Annotated in this window: 26 protein-coding genes and 2 pseudogenes; 27 read left to right on the forward strand and 1 reads right to left on the reverse strand. The window is 46.4% G+C overall.

Annotation, left to right across the window (positions count from 1 at the left end; translation table 11 throughout):
* The first annotated feature begins 93 nt into the window (after positions 1–93).
* From hisC to J1C81_RS04845, 15 genes are all read left to right on the forward strand, one after another.
* Positions 94–1,152, forward strand: a complete 1,059-nt coding sequence (gene hisC / locus J1C81_RS04775) for a histidinol-phosphate transaminase (protein WP_002914865.1) — start codon at positions 94–96, stop codon at positions 1,150–1,152.
* A gap of 55 nt (positions 1,153–1,207) precedes the next feature.
* Positions 1,208–2,197, forward strand: a complete 990-nt coding sequence (locus J1C81_RS04780; protein ID WP_002914866.1) for an ATP phosphoribosyltransferase regulatory subunit — start codon at positions 1,208–1,210, stop codon at positions 2,195–2,197.
* On the forward strand, positions 2,194–2,838 hold the full coding sequence (gene hisG, locus J1C81_RS04785; RefSeq protein WP_002904747.1) for an ATP phosphoribosyltransferase: 645 nt from the start codon (positions 2,194–2,196) through the stop codon (positions 2,836–2,838). Before J1C81_RS04780 ends, hisG begins: the two co-directional genes overlap by 4 nt.
* Positions 2,835–4,127 (forward strand): histidinol dehydrogenase, encoded by a 1,293-nt coding sequence (gene hisD, locus J1C81_RS04790; RefSeq protein ID WP_002914867.1) that lies wholly within the window; start codon positions 2,835–2,837, stop codon positions 4,125–4,127. The genes hisG and hisD overlap by 4 nt, the downstream gene beginning before the upstream one ends.
* 10 nt (positions 4,128–4,137) lie before the next feature.
* Complete coding sequence (hisB, locus tag J1C81_RS04795) at positions 4,138–4,722, forward strand: imidazoleglycerol-phosphate dehydratase HisB (protein WP_002914868.1); 585 nt, start codon at positions 4,138–4,140, stop codon at positions 4,720–4,722.
* A gap of 34 nt (positions 4,723–4,756) precedes the next feature.
* The gene (hisH, locus tag J1C81_RS04800; protein WP_032909699.1) at positions 4,757–5,380 is read left to right on the forward strand and encodes an imidazole glycerol phosphate synthase subunit HisH; all 624 of its coding nucleotides are present in this window, start codon (positions 4,757–4,759) and stop codon (positions 5,378–5,380) included.
* A complete protein-coding gene (gene hisA / locus J1C81_RS04805) occupies positions 5,358–6,080 on the forward strand; it encodes a 1-(5-phosphoribosyl)-5-[(5-phosphoribosylamino)methylideneamino]imidazole-4-carboxamide isomerase (RefSeq protein WP_002914870.1) in 723 nt (240 codons plus the stop codon). Before hisH ends, hisA begins: the two co-directional genes overlap by 23 nt.
* A 2-nt stretch (positions 6,081–6,082) precedes the next feature.
* Positions 6,083–6,841 carry an imidazole glycerol phosphate synthase subunit HisF gene (gene hisF, locus J1C81_RS04810; protein ID WP_002914871.1) on the forward strand — a complete coding sequence of 253 codons (759 nt, stop codon included), beginning with the start codon at positions 6,083–6,085 and terminating at the stop codon, positions 6,839–6,841.
* Complete coding sequence (gene hisI, locus J1C81_RS04815) at positions 6,841–7,185, forward strand: phosphoribosyl-AMP cyclohydrolase (protein ID WP_002914872.1); 345 nt, start codon at positions 6,841–6,843, stop codon at positions 7,183–7,185. The genes hisF and hisI overlap by 1 nt, the downstream gene beginning before the upstream one ends.
* Positions 7,186–7,301: 116 nt before the next feature.
* A complete protein-coding gene (gene hisE, locus J1C81_RS04820) occupies positions 7,302–7,616 on the forward strand; it encodes a phosphoribosyl-ATP diphosphatase (RefSeq protein WP_002914873.1) in 315 nt (104 codons plus the stop codon).
* A gap of 33 nt (positions 7,617–7,649) precedes the next feature.
* Complete coding sequence (locus J1C81_RS04825; protein WP_002914877.1) at positions 7,650–8,399, forward strand: PHP domain-containing protein; 750 nt, start codon at positions 7,650–7,652, stop codon at positions 8,397–8,399.
* An 11-nt stretch (positions 8,400–8,410) separates the two neighbouring features.
* The gene (locus J1C81_RS04830) at positions 8,411–8,881 is read left to right on the forward strand and encodes a GNAT family N-acetyltransferase (protein ID WP_002914880.1); all 471 of its coding nucleotides are present in this window, start codon (positions 8,411–8,413) and stop codon (positions 8,879–8,881) included.
* A 16-nt stretch (positions 8,882–8,897) separates the two neighbouring features.
* Positions 8,898–9,824, forward strand: coding sequence for a helix-turn-helix transcriptional regulator (locus J1C81_RS04835; protein WP_002914882.1), 927 nt, complete (start codon positions 8,898–8,900; stop codon positions 9,822–9,824).
* Positions 9,825–9,907: 83 nt separating this feature from the next.
* The gene (locus J1C81_RS04840; protein ID WP_002914884.1) at positions 9,908–10,273 is read left to right on the forward strand and encodes a nuclear transport factor 2 family protein; all 366 of its coding nucleotides are present in this window, start codon (positions 9,908–9,910) and stop codon (positions 10,271–10,273) included.
* A 197-nt stretch (positions 10,274–10,470) separates the two neighbouring features.
* Positions 10,471–10,869, forward strand: coding sequence for a hypothetical protein (locus J1C81_RS04845; RefSeq protein ID WP_002914886.1), 399 nt, complete (start codon positions 10,471–10,473; stop codon positions 10,867–10,869).
* A gap of 74 nt (positions 10,870–10,943) precedes the next feature.
* On the opposite strand, the gene J1C81_RS04850 is transcribed toward J1C81_RS04845, so the two are convergent.
* Entirely contained in the window at positions 10,944–11,114 is a 171-nt protein-coding gene (locus J1C81_RS04850) for a DUF3042 family protein (RefSeq protein WP_002895160.1), read from the reverse strand.
* Positions 11,115–11,196: 82 nt separating this feature from the next.
* On the opposite strand from J1C81_RS04850, the gene miaA reads away from it, so the two are divergent.
* The 12 genes and pseudogenes from miaA (at position 11,197) to J1C81_RS04910 (ending at position 22,498) form a co-directional block, all read left to right on the forward strand.
* Positions 11,197–12,081, forward strand: coding sequence for a tRNA (adenosine(37)-N6)-dimethylallyltransferase MiaA (gene miaA, locus J1C81_RS04855; protein ID WP_002914888.1), 885 nt, complete (start codon positions 11,197–11,199; stop codon positions 12,079–12,081).
* A 31-nt stretch (positions 12,082–12,112) separates the two neighbouring features.
* Positions 12,113–13,351, forward strand: coding sequence for a GTPase HflX (hflX, locus tag J1C81_RS04860; RefSeq protein WP_002914889.1), 1,239 nt, complete (start codon positions 12,113–12,115; stop codon positions 13,349–13,351).
* Entirely contained in the window at positions 13,344–13,967 is a 624-nt protein-coding gene (locus tag J1C81_RS04865; RefSeq protein WP_002914890.1) for a hypothetical protein, read from the forward strand. Before hflX ends, J1C81_RS04865 begins: the two co-directional genes overlap by 8 nt.
* A gap of 10 nt (positions 13,968–13,977) precedes the next feature.
* Positions 13,978–14,907 (forward strand): ribonuclease Z, encoded by a 930-nt coding sequence (gene rnz / locus J1C81_RS04870; RefSeq protein WP_002914892.1) that lies wholly within the window; start codon positions 13,978–13,980, stop codon positions 14,905–14,907.
* The gene (locus J1C81_RS04875; protein ID WP_002914894.1) at positions 14,904–15,659 is read left to right on the forward strand and encodes an SDR family NAD(P)-dependent oxidoreductase; all 756 of its coding nucleotides are present in this window, start codon (positions 14,904–14,906) and stop codon (positions 15,657–15,659) included. Before rnz ends, J1C81_RS04875 begins: the two co-directional genes overlap by 4 nt.
* Positions 15,660–15,665: 6 nt before the next feature.
* On the forward strand, positions 15,666–16,376 hold the full coding sequence (locus tag J1C81_RS04880; RefSeq protein WP_002914895.1) for a class I SAM-dependent methyltransferase: 711 nt from the start codon (positions 15,666–15,668) through the stop codon (positions 16,374–16,376).
* A gap of 116 nt (positions 16,377–16,492) precedes the next feature.
* Positions 16,493–16,948 (forward strand): annotated as a pseudogene (locus J1C81_RS04885) (hypothetical protein); the annotation flags it as partial.
* 65 nt (positions 16,949–17,013) lie between these two features.
* Positions 17,014–17,610: pseudogene (locus J1C81_RS04890) on the forward strand (HD domain-containing protein).
* Positions 17,611–17,709: 99 nt separating this feature from the next.
* Entirely contained in the window at positions 17,710–19,932 is a 2,223-nt protein-coding gene (gene recJ / locus J1C81_RS04895; RefSeq protein ID WP_002914898.1) for a single-stranded-DNA-specific exonuclease RecJ, read from the forward strand.
* A gap of 275 nt (positions 19,933–20,207) precedes the next feature.
* A complete protein-coding gene (locus tag J1C81_RS04900) occupies positions 20,208–20,720 on the forward strand; it encodes an adenine phosphoribosyltransferase (RefSeq protein WP_002914899.1) in 513 nt (170 codons plus the stop codon).
* 147 nt (positions 20,721–20,867) lie between these two features.
* Complete coding sequence (gene metA, locus J1C81_RS04905; protein ID WP_002914901.1) at positions 20,868–21,809, forward strand: homoserine O-acetyltransferase MetA; 942 nt, start codon at positions 20,868–20,870, stop codon at positions 21,807–21,809.
* Positions 21,810–21,817: 8 nt separating this feature from the next.
* Positions 21,818–22,498, forward strand: coding sequence for a DnaD domain-containing protein (locus J1C81_RS04910; protein WP_002914903.1), 681 nt, complete (start codon positions 21,818–21,820; stop codon positions 22,496–22,498).
* The last annotated feature ends 27 nt before the right edge of the window (positions 22,499–22,525 follow it).

Here is a 22,525-nt window from a genome sequence, read left to right on the forward strand (position 1 = left end):
TTTACCAAGCGGTAAATTTCGTCTTTCATTTATTAGAAGTTCTAAAAGATAATCAGAATCATATAATGGCTAGTGTGAAAGAGAGGTGGCAAGATGGTGAAGCTAAAAGGTCTCAGGCAGATCAACCCCTATGTAGCGGGGCAGCAGCCCAATGAGCCAGACATGATTAAGCTCAATACCAATGAAAATGCTTATGGACCGAGTCCTAAGGTGGCAGAGATCTTACAGAACTTTGATGCCCAGGAGTTGCGCAAGTATTCCAGTTTGGATCAGGCAGAGCTCTGTCAGGCTTTGGCGACAAACTTGGGTGTATCACCCGACCAGCTCATTATTGGTAACGGCAGTGACGACATCTTGTCCATGACTTTCCTGGCTTTCTTTAACAGCGGCGAGTCGGTCTTATTTCCAGACTTGACCTATGGTTTTTACAAGGTCTGGGCGAATCTTTACCACGTGCCTTTTCGAGAAATCCCACTGACAGATGGTTTTGAGGTCCATCCGTCCGACTATTTTGGGGACAATGGTGGCATTATCCTAGCCAATCCCAATGCCCCGACGGGGATCTATCTGCCGCTGGATCAGTTGGTGGAAATTCTGGCGTCCAATCAGGATGTGGTCGTGGTGGTGGATGAGGCCTATATTCACTTTGGCGGTCAATCTGCCCTGCCTTTGCTTGACACTTATCCCAACCTCTTTATCGCACGGACCTTTTCCAAGGATGCTGCTTTGGCTGGTCTGCGGGTGGGCTACGGCATCGGTCATCCAGACTTAATAGCTGTCATGAAAGCTGTTAAGGACTCCATCAATCCTTACTCAGTGGATATGTTAGCAGAGCGCTTAGCTCTTGCGGCAGTGGAAGATTGGGATTATTATCGGGAGACCGGCAGATACATACAAGAGACCCGAGATTGGTTTGCTGGGGAATTGGCTGCGCTGGATTTTCAAGTCCTGCCCAGTCAGACTAACTTTGTCCTAGCCCACCCTACTAAAATTTCTGCAACAGAGCTTTTCCAGCAGCTAGAGGAGCGTCGGATTTATGTGCGGTATTTTCCAAAAGCAGAACGAATCAAAGACTTTCTGCGCATCTCTATCGGACAGCGAGAGGAGATGGAAGCAGTCTTGGCAGCTATCAAGGAAATTTGCAGCAGCTGAGAGTTTGACTCGGAGCCAGCCAATGTAAGAATAGAGTAAGAAAGGAAAGCAGCCTATGAATAAAATCACCCTTCCGATTGGCATGCATGACAAGCTTTTCAAGAGGGCGCGTGTGATTTACGAGATTGAGCGGGACATCAGTGATTTTCTGATGGCTCAGGGTTTCAATCGGATTGACACGCCGACTTTGGAGCACTTCGAGGTCTTCAGTGACCATGTGGAGCCCCATCATTATCATCTTTTCGATAAAAAAGGCGAGCTATTGGTGTTGAGGCCAGATGTGACCAGCCAGATTGGTCGGGTTATTGCTTCGACCAGGGTGCATACGCCGACTAAGTTTTCCTATTCAGGCAAGGTCTTTCACTATCAAGAAGAGCTGCGCGGTCTTGCCAACGAGCTCAGTCAAGCAGGTATTGAGATTATCGGCTATCCAGTTCGCGAGGCGGTGCTTGAGGCTATCAAGACAGCCAAACAGTCGCTGGATTTGGCGCAGGTTAAGTCTTATCAGTTCGAATTTTCCCATGCAGCAATCCTGCAGACAATTTTAGAGAGTCTGGCCTTGACTTCGCAGGAGGAGGCCCAGCTACTAGATTATATTCGAAAGAAAAATAGGACGGGGATCTTTGAATTCACCCAAACCAGATCGAGTGAGTTTGATGATTTTTTACAAGAACTTCCCTATTTGTTTGGTCCTAGCCAACAGGTTTTAGCTAGGGCTAGAGAGATAGTTAACAACGAGCGGATATTGACGGCTTTAGATGATGTGGAGCAGGTTTTGCAGAGTCTGCCAGACTTGCTAGATCAGACAATCATGGACTTGGGTCAGGTAGCGACCATGCCTTACTATACTGGATTGACCTTCAAGGTCTTTGGCGACCGTGTGCCAGATGCTTTTCTGTCTGGTGGTCGCTATGACCAACTTTTCAAGCGCTTCGGGGCAGCAGAGCTGACAGCTATCGGCTGGTCCTTAGACATTGACAGTGTCTATCAGGCCATTCATGATGACCTACCAGACGAGGGCGGAAAGGAAGGTGATGGCAGATGAGTCAGATTACCATTGCCCTGACTAAAGGGCGGATTGAGGAAGATACGGTCAAGCTCTTGACCCAGGCTGGCTTTGATATGTCCTTCATGGCAGACAAGGGGCGCAGCTTGATTTTTGAAAGTCCAGACAGTCGCTTTCGCTTTCTCTTGGTCAAAGGGCCTGACGTGACGACCTATGTGCGCCATGGAGTCGCTGATCTGGGCATCGTCGGCAAGGATATTCTTTTTGAGCATCCGACCGGCTATCTGGAACTGCTGGATCTGAACTTTGGCCTTTGTAAATTCTCACTGGCCTCGGTGCCCAGCTATGACCCTCATGATCATAAGCGCAAGCGAATTGCGACCAAGTACCCAACGGTAGCGACTGATTATTTTAATCAAAAAGGGGAGGATGTGGAAATCATCTCCATCCAAGGCAGTGTGGAGATTTCACCGGTGCTGGGTCTGGCGGATGCCATTGTTGATATTGTGGAGACAGGGCATACCCTGTCAGCTAACGGCCTGCTGGTATTTGAAGACATTTGTCGGGTGTCGGCTCGGCTCATTGCCAATCAGGCTTCCCTGAAAAATAACCCGGATATCATGCCTTTTGTAGCAAGGATTGAATCCCTAGTAGGAAGAAGAGAGGTGGCTTTTAAATGACAATTATCAAGCGTTTAAGCGGAAGTAACGAAGAAATTTCACGGATTTTATACGAAGAGCAGCTGCAGCTCAGCCAACAAAACTTAGATGTGGAAGAAGCGGTGGCTGAGATTATAGAAACGGTCAAACAAGACGGTGACCAAGCTTTAAGAGACTATACCATGCTCTTTGACAAGGTTGAGGTGACAGATTTTGAGATTGGGCAGGAGCTGATTGACAAGGCCTTTGAGGAGATTGATCCAGAGGTCTTGGTCGCCTTGAAAAATGCCCAAGCTAATATCGAATCCTACCACCGCCAGCAGTTGGAGACTGGTTTTGAGGACAGTCCCAGTGAGGGCGTTATCCGTGGTCAGTTGATTCGGCCGATTGAGCGGGTCGGAACCTATGTACCTGGCGGCACCGCAGCCTATCCATCTTCCGTCCTCATGAATGTTATCCCAGCTAAGATTGCCGGTGTCAAGGAAATCATCATGATTACACCGCCCCAAGAGCACTTTACTCCAGCGATTTTGGTCGCTGCCAAGCTGGCTGGTGTGGATCGGATTTTCCAAATTGGCGGAGCCCAAGGTGTAGCAGCTTTAGCCTACGGTACTGAGAGCATTCCCAAGGTGGATAAGATAACTGGGCCGGGCAATATCTTTGTGGCTACGGCCAAGAAGATGGTCTATGGTGTCGCGGGAATTGACATGATTGCTGGACCTTCGGAGATTGGAGTCATTGCAGATAGCTCAGCCAGTCCAGTCTATGTGGCTGCCGACCTTCTTTCGCAAGCTGAGCACGACAAGCTGGCTCGGGCTATTCTGGTGACCGACTCGGAAGAGTTGGCGGACCAAGTCGAAGCAGAGCTGGACAGACAGCTCAAAGAGCTGCCGCGAGAGGAAATCGCGCGTGCTTCGATTGAGAACAACGGCCGCATCATCCTTGCGCCTTCTAAGGAAGCCATGTTTGATCTTATGAATCAGGTGGCACCTGAGCATTTGGAAATTGCCATGAATGATGCTTACAGCTATCTGGATCAGGTTGAAAATGCTGGCTCTGTCTTTCTGGGGCACTATACCAGTGAGCCGATCGGTGACTACTATGCGGGAGCCAATCACGTTTTGCCGACCACAAGCACCAGCCGCTTTTCATCAGCTCTGGGAGTCTATGACTTCATCAAGCGCATTCAGTACACTCAGTACAGCCGTGCTGCTGTAGGAGCAGCTGACAAGGATATTACCAGTCTGGCCTATGCAGAAGGCCTGCAGGGACATGCTAAGGCCATCGAAGCCCGCAGACAGGAAAAATAAAGGAGTTGCCATGAGACAAGCTGAAATCAAGCGAAAAACACAGGAGACCGATATTGAGCTGGCTGTCAATCTGGACCAACAGGAGCCGGTAGCTATCGAGACCGGTGTCGGATTCTTTGACCACATGCTGACCCTTTTTGCCCGCCACAGTCGGATTTCTCTGGCGGTCAAGGCTGAAGGCGACCTTTGGGTGGACAGCCACCATACGGTTGAGGATGTAGGCATCGTGCTGGGGCAGGCTCTGCGTCAGGCTTTGGGAGACAAGGCTGGTATCAACCGCTACGGCACTAGCTTTGTGCCCATGGATGAAACGCTAGGGTTGGCCAGTCTGGACCTATCCGGCCGCTCCTATCTGGTTTTTGAGGCTGATTTTGACAATCCCAAGCTTGGGAATTTTGACACCGAGCTGGTAGAGGAATTTTTCCAAGCCCTAGCCTTTAATCTGCAGATGAATCTGCACCTGAAAATCCTTCATGGCAAGAACAGCCACCACAAGGCGGAAAGCCTCTTTAAAGCGACTGGACGAGCTCTGCGGGAGGCTATTACGATTAATCCAGAGATTCATGGAGTCAACTCCACCAAGGGCTTGCTCTAGCTTGTCCTTCTGAGTGAAAGGAGTTGATGTAGAGATGATAATTGTCATTGACTATGATGCGGGAAATACTGCCAATGTTCTCCGTGCTCTGGCTCAGGTCGGAGTAGAAGCGCGCCTGTCAGCTGATCCGCAGGAAATTTTAGCTGCCGATGGCTTGATTTTACCAGGTGTCGGTGCTTTTCCTGCGGCTATGCAGGAGTTGGAAAGGCGAGGGCTGGTCTCCGTTATCCAGCAGGCTGTGGCTGATGGCAAGCCTCTCTTGGGGATTTGCTTAGGTATGCAGCTCCTGCTGGAGTCGGGATTGGAGAATGGTCAAAGTTCTGGACTGGGTTTGATTCCCGGTGTTTGCCGCCGGATTCCGGATCAGGCTGGTCTGCCTGTGCCTCACATGGGCTGGAATGACTTACAGGTCCAGCAGTCGTCTGCTTTGACAGCTGATCTTGAGGGCCAGTCAGTCTATTTCGTCCATAGCTACTATACGGATGTTCCGGAGGAGTATTTGGACGTGACGGCTGATTACGGGCTGCCTATTCCAGCTATGATTCACCGAGGATCGGTCTTTGGCTGTCAGTTTCACCCAGAAAAGTCAGGGACTTTCGGTCTCGGTATCCTAGAGAAGTTTAAGGAGTATGTCTATGAAAATACTGCCCGCTATTGATATCAAAGACGGCCAGGCCGTCCGCCTTTTTAAAGGGGATTTTAGCCAGAAGACGGTAGTCAATCCCGATGTCTTGGAGCAAGCTCGAGTTTTCAAAGAAGCCGGGGTTAGCATGATTCATGTGGTTGACTTGGACGGAGCCTTAGAAGGTCGGGCGGCCAATCGAGATCTGATTGCCCAGATTAAAGCGGAAACTGGTCTAGCTATCCAAGTAGGGGGTGGTATCCGCAGTCTGGAGCAGATTGAAGATTATCTAGCGGTCGGCATTGACCGTGTCATTATTGGCTCTATGGCTGTTAAGAATCCTGCCTTTGTTGAGGCCGCACTGGAGCGCTTTGGGAGTAGCAAAATCGTGATTGGCATTGATGCGAAAGACGGTCTAGTTGCGACTGAGGGTTGGCTGGAAACCAGCAGTCAGGACTATATCAGTCTGGCGCTGGCCATGGAAAAGCTTGGCGTTCGCCTCTTCGTCTATACGGATGTGGACCGAGACGGGACTCTTACTGGCCCCAATATCCAGCATTACCAAAAATTGCTGGCAGCGCTCAAGGATGCTCAAGTCATTGCCTCTGGCGGCATTCAGTCAGCAGAGGATTTGGAAGAGCTGAAAAAGCTAGGCTTGGCTGGTGCCATTGTGGGCAAGGCCTATTACAGTGGACGAGTTAGCCTAGAGCAGATCAAGGAAGCAGAAAGGGGCTAGCCATGCTGAAAAAACGAATCATTCCCTGTCTGGATGTCAAGGACGGCCGGGTGGTCAAGGGTATCAACTTTGTCAATCTGACTGATGTGGGCGATCCAGTTGATGCGGCCAAGGCCTACTATGAAGCCGGCTGCGATGAGTTGGTCTTTCTGGACATTACAGCCACCCACGAGGAGCGGGACACGACGGTCGAGATGGTCCGGCGCGTGGCGGAGCAGGTTTTCATTCCCTTTACCGTTGGGGGCGGCATTCGTACGGTTGAGGACATGAAGCGGATGTTACAGGCTGGGGCGGATAAGGTTGCGGTTAATTCATCAGCACTGGCAAATCCTCAGCTTTTAGCTGACTGCGCTGAGAAATTCGGCAGCCAATGTGTGGTGCTGGCTGTGGATGCTAAGAAAGAAGCGGATGGTAGCTGGCATGTCTATCTGGCTGGCGGCCGCAAGGACAGCGGTCGCGACCTGTTAGATTGGGTTCAAGAAGCTGTCGGTCTCGGAGCGGGGGAAATTCTTTTGACCAGTATGGATAAGGATGGGACCAAGTCTGGTTTTGACTTGCCAATGCTGGAAGCCGTCTCTCAAGTGGTTTCCGTTCCTATCATCGCCTCTGGTGGTGCTGGCAGTAGCCAGCATATCCTAGAAGTTTTTGAAAAGACTGCAGCGACGGGTGCCTTGGCAGCCTCGATTTTCCATTATGGTCAGGTCTCCATCGCTGAAACCAAAAAAGCCATGCTGGAAGCTGGATTGGAGGTGCGCATCTGATGACAGAAGTAAAGTTAGATTTTCAAAAGCAAGGTGGTCTCGTACCTGCCATTATCTTAGACCACACCAGCAAAGAAGTCCTCATGCTAGCCTATCTCAATGAAGAAGCCTACCAGCTGACACACACCAGCGGTCAGATGTGGTACTGGAGCCGGTCACGTCAGGAGCTTTGGCATAAGGGAGCCACCAGTGGCCACTACCAGACTGTCAAAAAAATCACAGCTGACTGCGACCTAGATACCCTGCTGATCGAGGTAGACCAGCTGGGAGCAGCCTGCCATACCGGTGCCAAATCCTGCTTTTTCCATAAAATTTGGGATGAGGAAGACAGCAAAACTGACTAAAAGCTCCCTTGCTTTACTTTAGTACTTGCTTAATGCAAAAATAAAATTAAGACATCAGCCTGCCATTGGAAAGAATTGCTTTTTATAGTAAAATAAGGAAGATATAAGGAGATACGATGCTAGCAAAACTCTATCAAGAAGCCCTCAACCGCAAAAAAGAGCCCAAGGAAGGCTCCTATACCAGCTATCTCTACGACAAGGGGCTGGACAAGATTCTAAAAAAAGTCGGAGAAGAAGCGACAGAAGTGGTCATTGCGGCTAAAAATGCTGACAAGGACGAGATGGCCAATGAAACCGCTGATCTGCTCTACCATCTGGCGGTCGCTCTCGTCGAAACTGGCGTCAGTCTGGATCAGGTAGAGGCCGTCCTCCAGGCCCGACAGGGCAAGCAGAGCCGGATTCATGATCGACCTGAAATTGACCATTACTAAAGGGACACAAGATTTGCAGAAAGGCGGTCCAGCATGCGCGACAACCATCTTCATACCTATTTTTCCTATGATTCTGAGGCGGATTTCTGTGACTATCTGGACCATTACGAGGGCGAGATTGTCACCACTGAGCACTATGATTTGTCCAATCCCTACCCTTACGAAGCTGCCTCGCCCCACGATGATGTGCCTGACTATGAGGCCTATTCAGCAAAAATAGCAGAGCTGAACCAGCAATATGGCAACCGCATTAAAAAGGGGATTGAAATTGGCTATTACGCTCCGCGTAAAGACGATATCCTAGCTTTCCTAGCGGACAAGGATTATGACCTCAAGCTCCTGTCTGTCCACCACAATGGCAGTTTTGACTATCTGGAAGATCCAGTCTTGCAGCTGGATAAGATGGAGCTGATTCCCTCCTATCTGATAGAGTTAGAGCAGGCTATTGAGGCTGTGCCAGCAGATGTACTAGCTCACTTTGACTATGGTTTCCGGAAATTCGAGCTTACCGTAGAGGAGTTAAAAACTTTTGAACCAGAGCTGCGACAGCTTTTTAAAAAGATGATTAACCATGGTCTGGCCTTTGAGCTTAACTGCAAGTCCATGTATCTGTATGGTCACGAGGAACTTTATATCTACGCTCTTTCGCTAGTCAAGGAGCTGGGCGGCCAGCGCTTTTCAGTGGGATCAGACGGCCACAAGCTGGAGCATTTCCGATTGCAGTTTGACCGAGTGGCCAAAATCTTAGCAGAGGCAGGCATAGGTGAAGAGCAGTTGATCTAGAAGGAGAAATCATGGCCGAGATTAGGCCCTTAAAATCAGAGGAAATCCCGCTCTTAGAGGAATTTCTTTACCAAGTTATTTTTATTCCCCAAGGTCTAGCGCCGCTTTCTAGAAGCATCCTGAAAGAGCCATATTTAGAGATGTATATCAAGGACTTTGGTCAGCAGCCAGATGATTGGGCTTTAGCAGCAGAAGTGGACGGTCAGCTGGTCGGAGCCGTTTGGGTTCGAATCATGAAAGATTACGGCTATTATGACGACCAGACTCCCTCTCTGTCCATTTCATTCCTGCCTGAGTTCAGAGGTCAAGGTCTAGGGCAGCAGTTGATGACGGCCATGCTGGACTTACTCAAGTCCAAAGGCTGCCCAAGTGTCTCCCATTCTGTTTCCAAAGACAATCCTGCCGTTGGCTTTTATCAAAGACTGGGTTTTTTAACGGTTGAAGAGAGGGAAGATGACTATTTGATGCTGTGCCGATTGTAATAAGAAAAGAAAACTCATGAAATTAGAACGATTAATTTATATTCTGCTAGCCCTTTTGAATAAAAGACAGATAACAGCTAAAGAAATTGCTGAACGTTTTGAAATATCTACCCGCACAGTATATCGAGATATGGATACGCTCAGCTTAGCTGGAATCCCTATCTACTCTGAACGTGGGGATAAGGGTGGTTTTTCTATACCAGATGACTACAAGATGGACAGTAGCTTTTTCACAGAAGAAGAAAAGCAGTTTATCATCAATATGAGTCAAAATGTTGGCAAAATTGTCGGTCGTCCAAATTTTGACAGTATCGAGCATAAGCTTTCTTCTCAAGAAGCGACCGACAAGGTTAACCCTTTTTACTTCGATCTTACTTCCTGGTCTCTCAATACAAATTATTTACTTGAAATTGAACAGGCTATACAAACTGGGAAGAAAGTTTCCTTTTCTTATTTTTCTAAAAAACAAGAACAAAGCCAGCGAACGATTCTTCCTTATCGTCTGATTTTTAAACTAAATGCTTGGTATGTTATCGGCTATTGTTTAGAAAAGTTAGATTTTCGCTTTTTCAAACTCAGCAGGATTCGTGATTTGCAGCAACTAGAAGAGGGTATCGAAGCTGGAGATTACCCTCTTTTATCTCAAGAAAAGCTAGATCTTTTTCTAAATCCATCCAAAGATAAAGTTGAAGGCAGTAAAGAAGAAGTGGAGTTGATTTTCACAGAATCTGCGCTTCCAAAAATTTATGACCATTTCACAGAAGAAGAAATCACTGTTGAGCAAACCAGAATAAAGGTCCATGCTTTCAGAGCATTGACACCGGCCTTTTTCGAATTGATTTTAAGTTTTGCTCATCAAGTAAAAGTCATATCCCCAAAAAAATTGCAGGATAAATTAATTATTACTCTTCAAAAAAATCTTCAGCAATATGACAGACTGTAGTCATATTGCTTTTTGTATACTCTTAAGTGGGCTCAAGCTTTCATTAGTTTGAAAATTGCCTAAATTATTTTTGGAGGTTCCAAATGGATACAAGAAGATTAGCAGAAAGCTATTTTACCGCAGTCAATAAAGGTGGCTGGGAAGATTTCGTAGCTGAAAACTTTAATTATGGAATGTGCGACAGTCAGGAGATCAGGCAAGGGCGTAATGTTTATCTGCAAGGTGCAGGTCAATTCTACGCTTTGAGCCAGCATCTTGAAGTGAAGAAGTTATTGGTAGAGGGACGAGAAGTAGCTGCTTTAAATCGCTATCGCCTGCAGTCGCCGAGCGGAAAAGAACTAGAATTAGATGTCGCAGAATTTTTAAAATTTGACGAATCAGACAAATTAATTGCATCTAACATTTACTTTGATACTCATCGTTTCCAAGAGTTTATGCAAGGGAGATAAGCATGTAGAAAAGTCACCGAAAGGTGGCTTTTTTCAGTAACCAGTGACTCCTACAAATGCTTTATCGTATTATTTGTAAGTTTTCTTGCCAAGTGGTAAAATAAAGCCGAAATAAAATATGTTCTCCTAGAGCAATCTAATCGATTAAGAACAATTAATTTGACTGTTCTTCGTAGTCATATAAAGGAGTTGATTTTATGACTAATGCTAGGCGAGCAGTGCTAGCACTGAGCTTGGGTGTTTTGTTATTGTTAGCAGCGGGAATTCTACTGCAGGTTCATTTCTGGAGAATGATCATTTTGCTAGGTCTATTCTTTTTTGCGGAAGTATTTATCATCTGGTACTCGGGAAGTAAGTCTAAGTCGCAGATCAGTAGCAGGCAAAGCCTTGAACTCTTCTGGCTTTATATCAAACGCTTGAAAATTCTTTATATCATACTTATGTGTGTCGCGATTCCTTTCGTTTCTCTGTCTTCCAGTCCTGCTTTCGATTTGTTTTTTGTGCTTGAGTTGTTAGTATTCTTGCTCTTAAGCAATTATATCTTTAGCTCTTATGGCATTCAACCGCCCAAGAAAGAGAGGATTTTAAAAGTCTAATAGCTTTGATTACTGTTTTTTCAAAAAAGCAAAAAGCCTGGATTTTTCCAGGCTTTTTAGTGAAATGAGCAAGCTTAGTGTGCTACACGTTTGCGAGCTGCTTTTTTACGGTTTTCTTCGATGAAAGCCGCTTTTTGTTCTTCAGGTTCGATGACTTTTTTCTTGACGGCATAAACTGCGCCTGCCACAGCAGCAACAGTAGCTGCAACTCCTGTAAGAACGCCTTTTCCAAATCCTTTAGCCATGTGATTTCTCCTTTTCTGAACTTTTATTATTTATGTTATAATTAATAGTAACGAAAAATCAAAATTTTTTCAAGGAAAAAAGATGAAAACCAAGATAATTGTGATAGTGGGACCTACGGCAGTTGGAAAAACAGCTCTGAGTATCGAGGTAGCCAAGCGCTTCAATGGCCAAATCATCAGCGGTGATAGCCAGCAGGTCTATCGTGGCTTGGATATTGGCACGGCCAAGATTCGCCCTGAGGAGCAAGAGGGCATTCCCCATCATCTGCTGGATGTGCGTGAGGTTGGAGAGAGCTACTCGGCCTATGATTTTGTGACTGAGGCAGCTCAGGCTATTCGTGAGATTGAGGCCCAAGGGCAGCTTCCCATCATTTGCGGCGGCACAGGGCTCTATATCCAGAGCTTGCTTGAGGGCTACCATCTGGGCGGCTCCGTCCCTCACGAGGAGATTCTGACCTATCGGGCGCAGCTGGATAGTTGGTCGGATGAAGATTTGTTTGGGAAAATAGCAGAGCTGGGTATCGGGATTCCACAGATAAATAGACGCAGGGCTATGAGGGCGCTGGAGATTGCTCAGTTAGGTGGTCAACTAGAAAACAATCAACCAGACTATGAAGCACTGCTGATTTGCCTCGATGATGAGCGAGAGCGACTTTATGAGCGAATCAATCAGCGAGTTGATCTGATGATAGAAGCCGGACTTTTAGAAGAAGCCCGCTGGCTGTATGAGCGGGCTCCGACCAGTCAAGCCAGCAAGGGTATCGGCTACAAGGAACTTTTTCCCTACTTTGAAGGTCAGATGAGCCTAGAAGAGGCCTTGGACAAGCTCAAGCAGAATACCCGCCGTTTCGCCAAGCGCCAGCTGACTTGGTTTCGCAACCGGATGTCCGTGACCTTTTATCAGGTGGGAAATCCAGACTATAAAAATCAGGTCATGGAAGACATCAAGAATTTTCTGGACAAGTAGCTGGCTGACCAAGTCTTAGTAAGGATATGAGATGATAGAAACAGAGAAAAAAACAGAGCGTGTCTTTCTGGTCGGTGTGGAACTAGCAGACACGGAGAATTTTGACCTATCCATGGAGGAACTGCAAAGTTTAGCTAAGACGGCAGGGGCTGAAGTAGTCGGCTCCTATAGCCAGAAGCGGGAAAAGTATGATAGCAAGACCTTTGTTGGCTCTGGTAAGTTAGAAGAAATCCGGCAGATGGTTGATGCCGAAGAGATTTCGACCGTCATTGTCAATAACCGTCTGACACCTCGCCAAAATGTCAATCTGGAGGAAAGCTTGGGGGTTAAGGTCATTGACCGTATGCAGCTGATTTTGGATATTTTTGCCATGAGGGCTAGGAGTCATGAGGGCAAGCTGCAGGTGCATCTAGCCCAGCTCAAGTATCTGCTGCCTCGCTTGGTTGGCCAGGGGATTATGCTCAGCCGTCAGGCTGGTGGAATTGGCTCCCGCGGGCCTGGTGAAAGCCAGCTGGAGCTCAATCGACGTAGCGTCCGCAATCAGATTCATGATATTGAGCGCCAACTCAAAGCAGTGGAGAAAAATCGGGCTACCGTTCGTGAAAAGCGGTTAGAGTCCAGTATTTTCAAAATCGGCCTCATCGGCTACACCAATGCGGGCAAGTCCACTATCATGAACTGCTTGACCAGCAAGAGCCAGTATGAGGCCGACGAACTCTTTGCGACGCTAGATGCCACGACCAAGAACATCAACCTCAGTGGTCAGCTCAATGTCACGCTGACTGACACGGTCGGCTTCATTCAGGATTTGCCAACAGAGTTGGTCTCTAGCTTTAAGTCCACACTGGAAGAGAGCAAAAATGTCGATCTGCTGGTTCATGTCATTGACGCCAGCGACCCTCACCATGAGGAACACGAAAAGACTGTCCTCGACATCATGAAAGAGCTGGACATGCTGGATATTCCACGGCTGACTCTTTATAACAAAGCGGACAAGGCGGAGCATTTCACTCCGACCCTTACTCCTTATTCTTTGATTTCGGCTAAGGCGGACAATAGCAGAGCTCTTTTGCAGCAAGTCCTGCTGGAGCGGATGAAAGAGTTATTTTTACCTTTTACCATCAAGGTAGCGCCGGCTAAAGCCTACAAGATTCATGATTTAGAGAAAGTCGTGATTATGGGGAATCGAGAATACATAAACGATGTCGAAGTCATTTCAGGCTGGATTGCCGAGAAAAACAAATGGAAACTGGAAGAATTTTATGACTGATTATATTGACTTGGCCTTGAAATACGGCGGTTTTACAAGCCTAGACAGGGTCTACTTAGAGCAAGTATTGGCTGATCTGACAGAAGAGCAGAAGCGTAGCTTCATCACACCGCCACCCAGCGTTATCAATGCTTACTTTGCTGAGCTTTATCAAAAGAAAAGTCCGGAAGCCGCGACAGCCTATTTTTTAGAGATTAGCCAGGCGCTGGACTTGTGGAATGCGGAGCCTAGCTTTGTAGAAAATAAACCTTTTGTACGGCTTAATCTTTCTGGCAAGTCCTATGGATTTTGCTATGAGAGCGAGGAAGTCGGCTTGGTCTTTCCTGAAAAGCCAGAGCCAGTAACAGCCGATTTACTCTTTGAAATTGCCCAAGTCTTTCCACAGTACTTGGTCTACGAAGAAGCTGGGAGAATAAAAACGGCACCTCTCAAAACTGAATCTCAAGTCGTGGACAGTCAGGCGCTTACTGCTTTGACCGATTGGCAGCAGCTAGCGGATGGCGGTCAGAGAGTTCTGGGCTACAATCAAGATGAAGTCAGTCAGCTGGCTCAGTCCTATGCTGGAAAAAAATACTATCACTCGCAGAATCGCTCTGCCATGATTTATATCATTTAGAAAGAAAAACATGCAATTACAATTTTTAGGAACCGGAGCCGGTCAGCCCTCCAAGGCTCGCAATGTGTCCAGCCTTGTCCTCAAGCTGTTGGAGGAAATCAATGAGGTCTGGATGTTTGACTGCGGTGAAGGTACCCAGCACCAGATTTTGGAGACGACGATTAAACCGCGCAAAATCAGCAAGATTTTCATCACGCATCTGCATGGCGACCATATTTTTGGCTTGCCGGGCTTTCTATCCAGTCGTTCTTTTCAGGCTAATGAAGAACAGACAGACCTAGCAATTTATGGTCCCAAAGGCATTAAAAACTTTGTCCTGTCTAGCCTGCGCGTGTCTGGTTCTCGTCTGCCTTATCGGATTGATTTTCATGAGTTTGATGAAAATAGTCTGGGCAAGATTCTTGAAACGGACAAGTTCACTGTTTATGCGGATAAGCTGGATCACACGATTTTCTGTGTGGGTTATCGGGTGATGCAGAAAGATTTGGAAGGAACGCTGGATGCAGACAAACTTCGGGCAGCGGGCGTACCTTTTGGTCCCCTCTTTGGCAAGGTCAAAAACGGTCAGGATATCGTCCTAGAAGATGGGACCAAAATTATTGCAGCAGACTATATCTCAGCTCCTCGTCCGGGCAAAACCATTGCTATTTTGGGTGATACTAGGAAGACACCTGCCAGCGTTCGCTTGGCTGTGGCAGCAGATGTGTTGGTCCATGAAGCGACCTATGGCAAGGGAGACGAAAAATTGGCCCGCAATCATGGTCACTCTACTAATATGCAGGCAGCAGAAGTAGCCAAGGAAGCCGGCGCTAAGCGCCTCCTTCTCAATCATATCAGTGCTCGCTTTCTAGCTAAGGACATCAGCCAAATGCGCCGCGATGCCAGCGCTGTCTTTGAAAAGGTCCATGTGGTCAAGGACTTGGAAGAGGTGGAGATATGAGAACCATCATCATCACAGGGGCTAGCGGTGGACTGGCTCAGGAAATGGTTAAGCTCTTGCCCCATGACCGACTGATTTTGGTCGGACGGAGCAAGGCTAAGCTGGAAAAACTATATGGAGAAAGAGAAAATCTTGACCTAGTGGAGCTGGATATCACTGACAGCTCAGCTTTGGAAAGATTTGCTGAACGGATTGACAGCCAGTACGGTCGTGTTGATGTCCTGGTCAATAACGCTGGCTATGGGATTTTTGAAGAATTTGACAAAATCAGATCCAGTGATATCGAGGCCATGTTTGAGGTCAATACCTTTGCCCTGATGAATCTGTCCCGTATCTTTGGAGCTCGCATGAAGCAGGCAGGTCAAGGACATATCGTTAATATCGTTAGTATGGCCGGCCTCATTGCAAGTAGCAAATCAAGTCTTTACTCAGCGACCAAGTTTGCGGCGATTGGCTTTTCTAATGCCCTGCGTTTAGAACTCCTGCCTTTTGGGGTCTATGTCACGACGGTTAATCCAGGTCCTATCAAAACAGCCTTTTTCGATCAGGCAGATCCTGATGGTTCCTATGTAAAAGCAGTGGATAAGTATATCCTTGAGCCTGACTTTGTAGCTGGAAAAATCGTCAGTTCCTTTGGCAAAATGAAGCGGGAAATTAATCTACCTGGGATTCTCAATCTAGCTCACAAGCTTTATACCCTTTTTCCAAGAATTGCCGACAAGATGGCAGCCAATATGTTTAACTATAAGTGAGGTTTTATGACAGTTAATCTACAAGCTTACAAGGCTCATCTGCAGGCGCCTTGGGGCAAGCTTCAGTATGATATTGTTTTTGCCTTTCTAGAGTCACTTAATGGCCAGAAAATCCTTGATTTCGGCAGCGGTTTTGGAATTGTGGCTGATTTTCTAGCGGAAAAGAACCAAGTGACCGCCATCGAGCCGAACCCAGAAATGATTGCTGAGCGCAAGCAGGACTTTTTCTATGAGCAATTGCAAGGCAGCTTGGATCTTCTGCAAAAATTCCCTGACCAGTCTTTTGATGTCATCGTATGTCATAATGTCTTAGAGTATGTATCTGACCCTGCTCTTTATTTAGCAGAATTTTCCCGCCTCTTAAAAAAGGACGGCAAAATTTCTCTGGTCAAGCACCACGAGGTTGGGCGCATTATGCATACAGTGGTTTTTGAAAATGACCCAGAAAAGGCCCAGCAACTTTTGGCAGGTGAGGCATATCAAACTCACAACATGGGTGCTGCTAAGGTCTATCAGATTAAAGATGTGATTTCAGGTCTTCCGTTAGAAGTTGAGGATTATCAGGGAGTACGAATTTTTTACGGGCTGCAATCCAATGACTATAAAACTGCCCCTGACTGGTCTGAAAAGATGCTTGAAATGGAGCTGGCTGTCTGCAACCAATCTCCTTATCGTGACATTGCTGCCTTTCAGCATGTTTGGCTAGCCAAGTCCTAGGTCAAAGGAAAAAAGTGCTCATTTACATCTTAAACAAACCTCGTAAGGAGAATGCTTGATGCGAAGGAGAGAAGTCGTAGGGCTGGGGCAGCCAGTCAATTATGCCCTGCTCAGCATTTTTCACTAGCAGGAATGGCCTCTTCTATACGCCCATTTTTATCTATTTAGGCTACTTTCTAGCTGATTACGGGCAGATAGCCTTATTTCAGAAAAAACGCTGGCTGTCTCTTTTGTTGGCAAGTCTTTTCCTAGCAGGCGAAGGAGTACTGGTTTACATCAGGCAGGGACTGGATAAAAATTTTTTCTTTGCTCTCATTCCCTTTACGCTCTTCTTATTCAATTGGCTGTTAAAAACACGGTGGAAGCGTGAAAAAAATTGGCGACATTTAAAAAATCTAAGTATCTTTTATTTCTTCCTCCATCCTATCTTTATTGAGTTATCTTTTTTTCTGCTCAAATCCCAACAGCTGACCAAGTGGGAAAATGGCCGTTGGGCCTTCCTTTTGACGATTATCCTGACCCACCTGACGTCAGAGTTGGTGATTGGATGGCGAGGGAAGAAAATCATATAGAGCGTTAAGAGCAACTATCAATTTTGAATAGAATTAGCTATAAAAACATTTCAAAGGAGTTCCATATGCTTGAACGTCTACAGCAGCAGCTGGCTTTTACCAATGAGCTGGAAAAACTGAAAGCCACTCATCGCAACAATCGAACCTTGGACGCCTATCGTTTTGAAAATTCTGCTGAGCATAGTTGGCAGGGGGCGCTCATGGCGCTAGTCTTGCGAGAATACATCTCCGAAGAAGTCAATCTGGAAAAGGTCATGTCTATGTTACTGATTCATGATTTGGGCGAAATATATGCTGGCGATACCTTTATCTTTGACGACGTGGGTAAGAGAGATTCTTACGATAGAGAGCTGGAGTCCTTGAAAATCAGTTTGGACAAGTTGCCGTCAGATCAGCAGGATTCCTTTTTAGAGCTTTGGCAGGAGTTTGAAACTGGCATTAGCATAGAGGCTAAATATGCCCGAGTGTTGGATGCTCTGGTTCCTCTGCTCAATCACTTGGAAGTCGCTCAGCCCCATGACAACCCTCATGGCCTGACCAAGTCGCAGGTCATCGCTAAGAAATCCTTTATCTAAGAAACCTCTGAAACTCTTTGGGAATTAGCCCAGGAAGTTATTGACCAAAGCGTTGCCAAGGGGCTTTACCTAGATGAGGGAGACTGAGAGTTTTGCTCGTAGATAGAAAGTTTGAGACTGGTTGAACCAGTCTTTTCATGTTATAATATTCAGACAAGATTGAAGAGAGAAAGTGTATCATCCATCATGATTAGCTCAAAATATGACTGGCAGTTTGCCACTAATTTTACAGACGAAAAATTTTTAAAAAAGGCTAAGAAAGCTGGATTAGAACCTGCTGCTGCCAGTCTTCTTTACCAAAGAGGTGTGCAGACTGAGGAGGCTTTACAGGAATTTTTGGAGCCTGGTTTAGACCAGCTTCACGACCCTTATGATCTGCATGATATGGAGCGGGCAGTGGAGCGCATTCGCGCAGCGATTGAGAATTACGAGCAGATTTTAATCTATGGTGATTATGATGCTGATGGGATGACCTCGGCATCTATTGTCAAGGAAGCCTTGGAGCAGCTGGGGGCTGAGTGTCAGGTTTATCTGCCCAATCGCTTTACGGATGGCTATGGCCCTAATAGCAGTGTTTACAAATATTTTATTGAAAATCAAGGCATCTCGCTCATTATTACAGTAGATAATGGAGTGGCGGGCCTTGAAGCTATCGAACTGGCCCAGTCTCTGGGCGTGGATGTCATCGTGACGGATCACCACTCCATGCCTGAGGAGCTGCCAAATGCCTATGCTATCGTCCATCCGGAACATAGCGGAGCTGATTATCCTTTCAAGCATTTAGCTGGTTGTGGGGTGGCTTTTAAGCTGGCAACAGCCTTGTTGGAAGAAGTCCAAGTCGAACTTTTGGACTTAGTTGCTATTGGTACCATTGCCGATATGGTCAGTCTGACGGGGGAAAATCGGATCTTAGTCAAATACGGCCTTTCCGTCCTCAAAAATACCCAGCGGGTAGGACTTCAGGAACTTTTCAAAATTGCAGGCATTCAGCCAGACGAACTGGATGAAGAAACGGTTGGCTTCCAGCTTGCCCCCCGACTCAATGCCTTGGGACGGCTGGATGATCCCAATCCGGCGGTTGAGCTTTTGACAGGCTTTGACGATGAAGAAGCTCGTGACATTGCGCTCATGATCAACCAGAAAAATGACGAGCGTAAGGAAATCGTCCAGCAGATTTATGAAGAAGCACAAACCATGCTGGACCCTAAGAGACCAGTGCAGGTGTTGGCTAAGGAAGGCTGGAATCCTGGTGTGCTAGGGATTGTCGCTGGGCGCTTGTTGGAAGAGCTGCACCAGCCAGTCATAGTGCTTAATATTGAGGATGGCATCGCTAAGGGCAGCGCCCGCAGTATTGAAGCAGTCAATATTTTTGAGGCCTTAGACAGCCACCGTGACCTCTTTGTAGCCTTTGGTGGCCATGCTGGAGCAGCTGGAATGACTCTTGAAGCAGAAAAGCTAGCGGAGCTTGCTGACATCTTGACAGTTTACATTTTAGACAATGATTTGGATTTGACTGGCAAAACAGCCCTGTACTTAGATGAGGAGCTGCATCTGCCGGAACTGACCCTGGATACGCTCAAAAGCTTCGAAAAACTGGCTCCTTTTGGTATGGATAATAAGAAGCCGCTTTTTTACCTCAAGGACTTTAAAGTGGACAATGCTCGGACTATGGGGGCTGGCAATAGCCATCTCAAGCTGAAAATTTCCCAACAAGATGCATCTTTTGAAGTAGTAGCTTTTGGGCAAGGAAGCCTGGCGACAGAGTTTGCCCAGACCAAGAACCTGGAGCTGGCCGTCACCCTCTCTGTCAATAAATGGAATGGACAGACTAGTCTTCAGCTCATGCTGGTAGATGCACGTGTTGACGGAGTTCAGCTTTTCAATATCCGCAGCAAAAATGCGACGCTGCCTGACAAGGTTCCTGTCTTGCGTTTCACAGAGGAATTGCCGGATTTGACAAATAGCAGAGCAGTTGTGGTTTATGACCTGCCTGATGATTTGCGGGTCCTGAAGAATATTCTTCAGTCTCAGGATTTTGAAGCTATTTACTTTAAGAGTGAGATTGCCAAGCCATACTATCTGACAGGTTATGGTACCCGAGAGCAGTTTGCCAAACTCTACAAGACTATCTATCAGTTCCCCGAGTTTGATGTTCGCTATAAACTCAAGGATCTAGCAGCTTACCTGAAAATAGATCCTATTCTCTTGGTCAAAATGATTCAGATTTTTGAAGAGCTGGGCTTTGTCAGCATCACAGAAGGCGTCATGAAGGTCAATAAGGAAGCTGAAAAGAAAGAAATTGACAACAGTCACATTTACCAAGATCTCAAGCGCCTGGTCAAGGAACAAGAACTCATGGCACTGGGCACTGTGCAGGAGATTTATGATTATTTGATGGAAGCGGATTGAAAATTGTGCAGCTAATCTCGTTAAAAAGTGAGTGGCTTGGACCTATGGCTCAGCCTGTTAGCGAAAAGTAAGTTTCGTTCTTGGAGCTAGTAGAAGATGTGATTATAAAGAATAACCAACTCAATCCCGTCCTCAATATGATGGTCTATAAATGGCTCAGACATGATTTTTCAGATTAAATAATAGATACCAATAAAAAGTAAGTTTTCTGTTACCATTTGGATGAAAAAGTGATATAATAGAGAGTAAAAAATTTTTTTGAAAGAAAGTATATCATGAATTTAAAAGACTACATTGCAACAATCGAAAATTATCCAAAGGAAGGCGTGACATTCCGTGATATCAGCCCGCTGATGGCAGACGGAAATGCTTACAGTTACGCTGTTCGTGAGATTGTTCAATATGCGACAGACAAGAAGATTGACATGATCGTTGGACCGGAAGCTCGTGGCTTTATCGTGGGCTGTCCTGTTGCCTTTGAGTTAGGAATCGGCTTTGCTCCAGTCCGTAAGCCTGGCAAGCTTCCTCGAGAAGTTATCTCAGCTGACTATGAAAAAGAGTATGGTATGGATACCTTGACCATGCATGCGGATGCTATCAAGCCAGGTCAGCGCGTTCTGATTGTCGATGATCTTCTTGCGACCGGTGGAACAGTGAAGGCAACGATTGAGATGATTGAGCGCCTTGGCGGTGTAGTGGCTGGCTGTGCCTTCCTTATTGAACTGGATGAACTCAAGGGCCGCGAAGCTATCGGTGAATACGACTACAAGGTTCTGATGCACTATTAATACATAGTTTCTAGCTATATCTAGTTAGAGAAAAAGTATAATTGAAAACTATATCTCTTTTCAGTATAATGAAAGTACATTGGATAAACAAAGAATAGGCTGGAAAAGTATTTCCAAGCCTTTCTAACGATTGAAGGAGATATTTTCATGCCAATTAAGATTGATAAGAAACTGCCAGCTGTTGACATTTTAAATTCTGAGAATATCTTTGTCATGGATGACGATAGGGCGGACCATCAGGATATCCGCCCTCTGAATATTCTGGTACTCAATCTCATGCCCCAGAAAATGGTGACGGAGACTCAGATACTGCGCCATTTGGCTAATACTCCGCTGCAGTTGACTATTGACTTCCTCTACATGAGCTCTCATCAGTCTAAAACGACACGCGCAGAGCATATGGAGACTTTCTATAAGACTTTTGATGAGGTTAAAAATCGCTATTTTGATGGCTTGATTATTACTGGTGCGCCAGTAGAACATCTGCCATTTGAAGCAGTGGATTACTGGGAAGAGTTCCAGCAGGTGATTGAATGGTCCAAGACCCATGTCTTTTCGACTCTGCATATCTGTTGGGGAGCTCAGGCTGGACTTTACGCTCGCTACGGCGTTGACAAGCACCAGATGATGCGCAAATTATCGGGTGTTTATAGCCAGTCAGCTGATAGCAGCAATCTGCTTTTCCGTGGCTTTGACGATGAGTTTTATGCACCGCATTCCCGTCATACTGAAGTTCTGAAGGAAAATATTGTCAACCTGACCAATCTGGAAATTCTCTCATATGGTGAAGATACCGGCCTCTCCGTGCTGGCTAGCCGAGACTTGCGAGAGGTGTATAGCTTCGGTCACATGGAATACGACCGCGATACTCTATCCAAGGAGTATTTCCGCGATTTAAAGGCGGGCAAGAATCCACACATTCCAGAGAATTATTTCAAAAACGATGATGTCCATGCTACACCGGCCTTGCGTTGGAGTTCAGCCGCGGCACTCTTTTTCAGCAATTGGGTCAATTATGCTGTCTATCAGGAGACGCCTTTTGACTGGGAAAGTCCTGAAAATGATGTATCGTTTTTTGCTTATCTATAAGAGGTGACATGACTTATTTATCAGCTTTTAAATCGGGCAATCTAGTAATCCCGAGTGCCCTTCTTTTATATTTTAAGGACATCTTTGATTCCAGCGATGATTTTTTGGTCTGGCAGTTTTTCTATCTGCAAAATACGACTTCTCTGGAAGAGCTGGCGCCTAGTCAGATTGCGGAGCACATTGGCAAGACCTTGTCAGAAGTCAATCGCTCCATGTCCCATCTGACGGAGAAAGGTCTCCTGCAGTATAAGACCATTGAGCTGAATGGAGAGACAGAGGTTATCTTTGATGCTTCACCGGCTTTAGAAAAGCTGGATGAACTGCTGGCAGCTAAAAGCGGTCAGCAGACTGTGGCAAAGGCGCCTCAAAATGTTTTGAAAGACTTGGTGGAGACCTTCCAGCAGGAGCTGGGCCGTCTCCTGACACCCTTTGAAATTGAGGACTTGACCAAGACTGTTCAAGACGACAAAACCAATCCTGACTTGGTCAAGGCTGCCCTTCGTGAGGCTGTGTTTAATGGCAAAGCCAACTGGAAGTATATTCAGGCTATCTTGCGCAATTGGCGTAAAGAAGGCATCACTACACTTGCTCAGGTAGAAGCCAAGCGGGAAGAACGTGAAGCAGCTAATCCTCAAAACGTGACAGTTTCAGATGATTTCCTCAATGCCATGAATTTGTGGAAGGACTGACTTTATTTGATTTATAGTGGCCTGTTA

Source organism: Streptococcus sanguinis (assembly GCF_050225395.1).
Taxonomy (GTDB): domain Bacteria; phylum Bacillota; class Bacilli; order Lactobacillales; family Streptococcaceae; genus Streptococcus.

What these genes read in the sequence shown, in the direction of transcription:
- hisA (WP_002914870.1), top strand. Translation starts at nt 5,358, where the DNA reads ATGAAAATACTGCCCGCTATTGATATCAAAGACGGCCAGGCCGTCCGC.
- J1C81_RS04865 (WP_002914890.1), top strand. Translation starts at nt 13,344, where the DNA reads ATGACTGATTATATTGACTTGGCCTTGAAATACGGCGGTTTTACAAGC.
- hflX (WP_002914889.1), top strand. Translation starts at nt 12,113, where the DNA reads ATGATAGAAACAGAGAAAAAAACAGAGCGTGTCTTTCTGGTCGGTGTG.
- J1C81_RS04875 (WP_002914894.1), top strand. Translation starts at nt 14,904, where the DNA reads ATGAGAACCATCATCATCACAGGGGCTAGCGGTGGACTGGCTCAGGAA.
- J1C81_RS04780 (WP_002914866.1), top strand. Translation starts at nt 1,208, where the DNA reads ATGAATAAAATCACCCTTCCGATTGGCATGCATGACAAGCTTTTCAAG.
- rnz (WP_002914892.1), top strand. Translation starts at nt 13,978, where the DNA reads ATGCAATTACAATTTTTAGGAACCGGAGCCGGTCAGCCCTCCAAGGCT.
- hisI (WP_002914872.1), top strand. Translation starts at nt 6,841, where the DNA reads ATGACAGAAGTAAAGTTAGATTTTCAAAAGCAAGGTGGTCTCGTACCT.
- J1C81_RS04840 (WP_002914884.1), top strand. Translation starts at nt 9,908, where the DNA reads ATGGATACAAGAAGATTAGCAGAAAGCTATTTTACCGCAGTCAATAAA.
- J1C81_RS04900 (WP_002914899.1), top strand. Translation starts at nt 20,208, where the DNA reads ATGAATTTAAAAGACTACATTGCAACAATCGAAAATTATCCAAAGGAA.
- hisG (WP_002904747.1), top strand. Translation starts at nt 2,194, where the DNA reads ATGAGTCAGATTACCATTGCCCTGACTAAAGGGCGGATTGAGGAAGAT.
- hisF (WP_002914871.1), top strand. Translation starts at nt 6,083, where the DNA reads ATGCTGAAAAAACGAATCATTCCCTGTCTGGATGTCAAGGACGGCCGG.
- J1C81_RS04845 (WP_002914886.1), top strand. Translation starts at nt 10,471, where the DNA reads ATGACTAATGCTAGGCGAGCAGTGCTAGCACTGAGCTTGGGTGTTTTG.
- hisE (WP_002914873.1), top strand. Translation starts at nt 7,302, where the DNA reads ATGCTAGCAAAACTCTATCAAGAAGCCCTCAACCGCAAAAAAGAGCCC.
- recJ (WP_002914898.1), top strand. Translation starts at nt 17,710, where the DNA reads ATGATTAGCTCAAAATATGACTGGCAGTTTGCCACTAATTTTACAGAC.
- J1C81_RS04835 (WP_002914882.1), top strand. Translation starts at nt 8,898, where the DNA reads ATGAAATTAGAACGATTAATTTATATTCTGCTAGCCCTTTTGAATAAA.
- hisD (WP_002914867.1), top strand. Translation starts at nt 2,835, where the DNA reads ATGACAATTATCAAGCGTTTAAGCGGAAGTAACGAAGAAATTTCACGG.
- J1C81_RS04825 (WP_002914877.1), top strand. Translation starts at nt 7,650, where the DNA reads ATGCGCGACAACCATCTTCATACCTATTTTTCCTATGATTCTGAGGCG.
- J1C81_RS04910 (WP_002914903.1), top strand. Translation starts at nt 21,818, where the DNA reads ATGACTTATTTATCAGCTTTTAAATCGGGCAATCTAGTAATCCCGAGT.
- J1C81_RS04830 (WP_002914880.1), top strand. Translation starts at nt 8,411, where the DNA reads ATGGCCGAGATTAGGCCCTTAAAATCAGAGGAAATCCCGCTCTTAGAG.
- J1C81_RS04850 (WP_002895160.1), bottom strand. Translation starts at nt 11,114, where the DNA reads ATGGCTAAAGGATTTGGAAAAGGCGTTCTTACAGGAGTTGCAGCTACT.
- metA (WP_002914901.1), top strand. Translation starts at nt 20,868, where the DNA reads ATGCCAATTAAGATTGATAAGAAACTGCCAGCTGTTGACATTTTAAAT.
- hisH (WP_032909699.1), top strand. Translation starts at nt 4,757, where the DNA reads ATGATAATTGTCATTGACTATGATGCGGGAAATACTGCCAATGTTCTC.
- hisC (WP_002914865.1), top strand. Translation starts at nt 94, where the DNA reads ATGGTGAAGCTAAAAGGTCTCAGGCAGATCAACCCCTATGTAGCGGGG.
- J1C81_RS04880 (WP_002914895.1), top strand. Translation starts at nt 15,666, where the DNA reads ATGACAGTTAATCTACAAGCTTACAAGGCTCATCTGCAGGCGCCTTGG.
- hisB (WP_002914868.1), top strand. Translation starts at nt 4,138, where the DNA reads ATGAGACAAGCTGAAATCAAGCGAAAAACACAGGAGACCGATATTGAG.
- miaA (WP_002914888.1), top strand. Translation starts at nt 11,197, where the DNA reads ATGAAAACCAAGATAATTGTGATAGTGGGACCTACGGCAGTTGGAAAA.